Below are 5,291 nucleotides of genomic sequence, written 5' to 3'. Positions count from 1 at the left end.
TACGGTTCGTTCTAACTGCTTTTTGACAATGCCAGCCGTTTTATCAACATTTTATACTCCGATTTGCGAGTGACCTTGCTGGTTTTTCTTTTCCTTTGGTTGTTTTCGGCAAGGTTTACTCGCTTTTTTATTTGGCTTATGGCCAGCGTCTTGATTATCATTATCATCCATAATTATTCTACAGTGCAGATAATTTCAAATAAAACCAAAAAACATTTGACAAACCAAATTAAAAGCAGTATTATATAAGCATTAACAGCGAGCGTGGCCGTCATGGTTGCGAGCATTACAGGTATTTAGTCAGGTGACACTTTTTCAAAACCTTGCCGACATAATGATTATGACAAACAATACTGAGTTTTATTGAGAGGTAACATGAATTATAAAATTATCATAAAGAAAAAGAACATAGGAACGAATCATGAGAGGTATGCAAAATGGAACAATTACAAATTCAGTGCAGAGGATGATTATAGAGCATTAGATGTTGTATATGCAATACAGAATGAAATTGATAACAAATGCAAAACCCTATTGAAAACAGATACTTGCCTGGCAGATTGTCTGTATGAAAACGGCAGAAGTCCACAGCATGTGTTAAGCAGGTGCAAGTTTTGTTTTGCTTTTAAGAACGTGGAAGATATGATTCACGAATATATAAATACACCTTAAAATCATTTTTCTTGCATTTTATAAATTTTATAAAAACAGAATCCGTTTTTGGGTGGCATTGTTTGACATAAAACAATACAGCCCCCTTACAGAATCCGTTTTTGACTTTAATCATATATAAACTTTTCAGGAGAAAACAATGACAGATTTAGAAATGATAAGCAGTTTTAACTTTTATTTAAGATTAAAAGAGCTGGCCAAAGCTAATAATATCAACATGGATTTATGCTTTTATCAGTTTGAAAATAAAAGTGTTGTGAATATCCGTTCAGCCCCAGCGAACGAGGTTGGTATTGGTTTTAAAATTACTATTTTTAATGGAATCGGTAAGCTGTATACTGATGGTGCATTTAAAACCATTTTATCCCCTATATACGACATTATCAGACAGATTACTGATATTGAAGTGACGGAAGAATTTAATCCTAATAACAATCCCCAGCATAAATTACGCTGGAATATTAAAATTTAGAATCCGTTTTTGAATTGAATATAAACCTAACTTTTCAGGAGAAGCAAATGAGATATTATGTAAAAGATGACGCTGGTAATTCGCATGAATGTTTTAATTCTATGGAAAAGGCAAAAGCAGAATATTTAAAGCATTTATCTGACAGCAAGACAAACTGTTCATTATGTGTTGCGGGTTCAGTATACGATCCTGTGTTCTGTGTAGCCGAGGAGGGAGTATTTATAGATTGTACAATTTCTGATTTAAAGAATTGGCATGAGTGGTTTGACTTGGATTGGATTCGGCATATTGATTTTTGGGAAGCATAAGTATGGATGGTATTGATATTGTTAATGTGTTTTTGGCTATAGCCTGCCTTATTTTCATATTGATCTGTATAGCAGATGCAGTAAACGATAACGATGATTGGTTTGACTGAGGTAAACATGAACATTAGAAAATTATCTAATCTGTCTAAAGAAGATAAATTCCGTTTGGGATTACATTATTCGGTTCTGATTACAGATAATACTAGGGAACTGTATGCGTGGATTAAGTCCGAACGAAAAGAGATAAGCGAGGTTCGCAAGATTACCCATAAAGGTTACAGACTATGCAAGCGTATGAGAAAACTGTTCCGTTGCATGAGTGCCGAGGAAAGAAAAGAGTTTTGTGAAAAGGAAATTGATTTTATTTTAAAAAAATATTCTGATTATGAATTTAAAGAGGTTATGTTGAATTTTTTAAAATCCTTATCACAGAATCGAATTTTAGAAAATCTTGTATAAAAACTCTTGACATTATAGTAAAACAATAGTACAATGTAACACATGTTTAATAAAGAGAAAGGAGTTAAAAATGAACTGTGTAGATCATCATGGAATAACTTACAGTAGTTTTAGTGAAATGTGCAAATCTTACGATAGAGATCCTACTCTTGTAAGAGCAAGACTGAGATATAACTGGGATTTGCAGACTGCTTTAGAGACAGAAGCAGGCCATTACAATGCACCTGTTTTTGATCATTTAGGCAGAGAATTTGCAAACCTTTATACGATGTGCAAACATTACAATATAGACAAATCTCTGTATTTCAGCAGATTAAGTAAGCACACAATGACATTGGAACAAATTCTGACCACACCTCCACATGAAAAAGAGAAAGAGTGTACTGACCATTTGGGAAATGTGTTTAAGTCAAAAAGCGAAAGAGCAAGGGCATACGGATTAACTTCCGCTACAGTATCTACTCGCTTGAATAACAATAAGAGTTTAGCCGAGGCGTTGTGTAAACAGGCAAAGAAAACTCACAAGATAGGAGACATGGAATTTAAGAATGTGAGAGAAGCAGGTAAGTATTTCAATTTATCACGTACAACGATAGCAAAAGTGGTAAATGAGACAAGCGATCCGATAAAGCGTTTAGAACATATAGAGCAGATTAAGAGAAGTCCTGCATATCATAGATGGTTAGAAAAGGTTGGTTCAGTATGAGTTATTTAGTTATTGCAGTTATAATCATTTTAAGTTTGGTTATTGGTTTTGTTATTGGTTTTTTCTATGCAGAAGAAGAAATGAGAGGTAACAAAGATTTTATGAAACAGTTATTTGAATACAGAAACGAACAGGAAAGCATTTACAAGGATAAAAAATAAATGGCAGTATTTAGAGCATTGGGTGTTAATACGAACACTGAAAGACAGCAGGATGATTTTTACTCTACAGATCCAAAAGCAGTAGACAGTCTTATAGAATTTTTAGAATCGAATCATATAGAAATTCCGTATCAAATTGTAGAAAGTTCTGTAGGTATGGGGCATATTGCAAACGTGTTTGAGTCTAGAGGTCACAATGTTACAGGATATGACATAGTAGACAGAGGATGGCACGATACCATTGTAGGAGATTATCTGTTGGTAGATAGACTTCCTGAGTGCTGTAATAATGGCTGTATGATAGTAGAGAACACTCCATTTAAACTTTCCACTGAGTTTATATCACATGGAATGGATTTAATTAACGAGGGTGATTATATCTGTTCATTACAGAAGATACAGTTCTTAGAAAGTGAAAGAAGAAAGGAATTTTTTGACAAATATCCACCTAAGTACGTGTGCGTATTCAGAAAGAGAACTAACACTTACAGAGATGGTGCTATGGACAAATACAAGAGTTCTACAATGTGTTTTGCATGGTTTATATTCCAAAAAGGTTACAAGGGTGATCCTGTAATTAAATGGATTTAATTGTTGACAACACAAAGTTATTTTGCTAGAATTATCTTATAAAAGCAAGGAGAAAACAATGGTTGGATTATCAGACAAGTTCTTAAAATCCGTTTTAGAAAAAGAACCAGAGGAGGCACAAGTGTTTGAAAGGGGTTTAAAAATACAGTTGTTTATTATTGATAACTCTAACTCGTGCAGGGCACAGTTTTCATGGCAAACCCTCGAAGATATACAAAGATTTTGTGATAAATATTTTGTAAAGGAAGTTAAATTTATCGAAAAAGACAAAAAAACAACGTATGCCGTAGTGGTATATAAGGAATAAGCATGATAGACAAAAAGAATATTGTGATGAAAAATTGGTATAGAACCGATTGTGAAAACTCTGACGATATTTCAGTAAAACAGGCGTATGAATTAGGTTTTAACAGAGCATATAAACTTATGCAAACAGAATTATACAGTCAAGTTAAACAGACTGTTTATCAAATAACAGATCCCGACTGTTTTAGAGACAGAACTGTTGAGGAAGTAATAAATAATCTTCCGTCAACATTCTGCAAGTTAAACACTAGAATTAGGGTGCTGGATATAGATAATTATCAGCACATGAATTTTAAGTTAAAACTCGGTTTAGATTTCAACAAATTTCAAAATGTGTTTGACCAGCAAATGCTTGAATCTTATGTTTCAGAAATGACGATAAGTTTTGTTGACGATGATGAAGATTGGGATATTGACGTTGAAATTGTTGCTTGTATAGAGTTATGATCGTGGAAAGATCTGTACGTTGAGGGGTTAATTATGAAAGTTAGAGATTATTTACATTTAATCAAATGGCTCGACAACGAGCCGATGCATGGCAAAAATGAAATATCGAGATTTATACTTAGATTAAACATATCAAATGCAGGTGGTTTTGTAGTTTCAGGTGGTTGGAAAGATTGTGTCGCAGGAAACGAAATCGGAACAATAAACATCAAACCTGAATACTTATACCTGCTTGAATTTAGCGTAATAAAAGATCAATGGCATGTGGATTCATGGTGCATGGGAGAAGATGACAAGCCTATCGGCCTCAAGTCATGTGTGATGTTAGACATTATTCCGCAGACTTTCCTTAGTGGTGATGTACGCATCCCACAAGAACTTATGCACAATATTATAATGGATGCTTATCATACAGGCGAAAACGACACGTATAAAAGAAATTCATCAGGTTTGTTTGGCTTTTTAAAATAATAAGGTAGTGTTAATTATGATTTAAGGTTTTTGGCATTAAGGAAAACTAATTATGACTTTGATGGAGTTTTTTCATACAAACAAACCAATAGGCTATAGAATTGCAATCGAAGTGCATTGGTTTGACAACAATAAGTTAAGGCACAACAACATCTTCCTCAGAGAACACAGAGAGAGATTTGTGCATTTTTCAAATATAAAGTTGTTAGATGTAATTTATTATTTTGATTATGAGATTATTAAAAAGACACTAACTAAAGACGATAGTGGCAATGGCTTACATTACATGGAGTTAGAAATATCTAACGATGAGAGAGTTTTAAATTCATAAACAAATGTCTTGACAACTTAGATAAAATGACGTATCATGTATTACATGTTCAACAATAAATAAAGGAATTTTATGATTAGATTATTAAGTTTATTTTCAGGTATCGGTGCTTTTGAGTCTGCTTTACGTAGGGGGGGTATGACTTTACTCTAGTTAATTACTGTGAGATAGATAAATATGCAAGTAAGGCATATTCTCAGATACATGAAGTATCAGAAGATTTAAATCTTAGAGATGTTACAAAGGTTGATACTGCAAAATTACCAAAAGATTTGGATTTAATAACCTACGGCTTCCCGTGTACTGATATATCTATTGCAGGTAAGCAAAAGGGATTTTTTGACGAAAACGGCAATCCAACAAGGTC

The 5,291-nt window shown here is 33.4% G+C and carries 10 protein-coding genes and 1 pseudogene; all 11 read left to right on the top strand.

Features of this window, described 5'->3' with window-relative positions; translation table 11 throughout:
* Window positions 1–811: 811 nt before the first annotated feature.
* Window positions 812–1,144: a hypothetical protein gene (locus ACJML3_RS02085; protein WP_405283843.1), complete on the top strand. Its 333-nt coding sequence runs from the start codon at window positions 812–814 to the stop codon at window positions 1,142–1,144.
* Window positions 1,145–1,191: 47 nt separating this feature from the next.
* Window positions 1,192–1,452, top strand: coding sequence for a hypothetical protein (locus ACJML3_RS02080; RefSeq protein WP_405283841.1), 261 nt, complete (start codon window positions 1,192–1,194; stop codon window positions 1,450–1,452).
* A gap of 117 nt (window positions 1,453–1,569) precedes the next feature.
* Window positions 1,570–1,911 (top strand): hypothetical protein, encoded by a 342-nt coding sequence (locus tag ACJML3_RS02075; RefSeq protein ID WP_406020190.1) that lies wholly within the window; start codon window positions 1,570–1,572, stop codon window positions 1,909–1,911.
* A gap of 70 nt (window positions 1,912–1,981) precedes the next feature.
* The gene (locus tag ACJML3_RS02070; RefSeq protein WP_406020188.1) at window positions 1,982–2,617 is read left to right on the top strand and encodes a hypothetical protein; all 636 of its coding nucleotides are present in this window, start codon (window positions 1,982–1,984) and stop codon (window positions 2,615–2,617) included.
* Window positions 2,614–2,778, top strand: a complete 165-nt coding sequence (locus tag ACJML3_RS02065; protein WP_405283833.1) for a hypothetical protein — start codon at window positions 2,614–2,616, stop codon at window positions 2,776–2,778. The genes ACJML3_RS02070 and ACJML3_RS02065 overlap by 4 nt, the downstream gene beginning before the upstream one ends.
* The gene (locus ACJML3_RS02060) at window positions 2,779–3,369 is read left to right on the top strand and encodes a hypothetical protein (protein WP_405283831.1); all 591 of its coding nucleotides are present in this window, start codon (window positions 2,779–2,781) and stop codon (window positions 3,367–3,369) included. It begins immediately after the preceding gene.
* Between the two features lie 58 nt (window positions 3,370–3,427).
* A complete protein-coding gene (locus ACJML3_RS02055) occupies window positions 3,428–3,676 on the top strand; it encodes a hypothetical protein (protein WP_405283829.1) in 249 nt (82 codons plus the stop codon).
* 2 nt (window positions 3,677–3,678) lie between these two features.
* Window positions 3,679–4,122 carry a hypothetical protein gene (locus tag ACJML3_RS02050; RefSeq protein WP_406020185.1) on the top strand — a complete coding sequence of 148 codons (444 nt, stop codon included), beginning with the start codon at window positions 3,679–3,681 and terminating at the stop codon, window positions 4,120–4,122.
* Window positions 4,123–4,155: 33 nt separating this feature from the next.
* The gene (locus ACJML3_RS02045) at window positions 4,156–4,593 is read left to right on the top strand and encodes a hypothetical protein (protein WP_406020183.1); all 438 of its coding nucleotides are present in this window, start codon (window positions 4,156–4,158) and stop codon (window positions 4,591–4,593) included.
* 52 nt (window positions 4,594–4,645) lie between these two features.
* Window positions 4,646–4,924 (top strand): hypothetical protein, encoded by a 279-nt coding sequence (locus ACJML3_RS02040; protein WP_405283822.1) that lies wholly within the window; start codon window positions 4,646–4,648, stop codon window positions 4,922–4,924.
* Window positions 4,925–5,079: 155 nt separating this feature from the next.
* Window positions 5,080–5,291: pseudogene (locus ACJML3_RS02035) on the top strand (DNA cytosine methyltransferase); the annotation flags it as partial.

The sequence above is a fragment of the Succinivibrio sp. genome, assembly GCF_045124615.1.
Lineage (GTDB): Bacteria > Pseudomonadota > Gammaproteobacteria > Enterobacterales > Succinivibrionaceae > Succinivibrio > Succinivibrio faecicola.
This window is presented reverse-complemented; position numbering and strand designations above follow the sequence as displayed.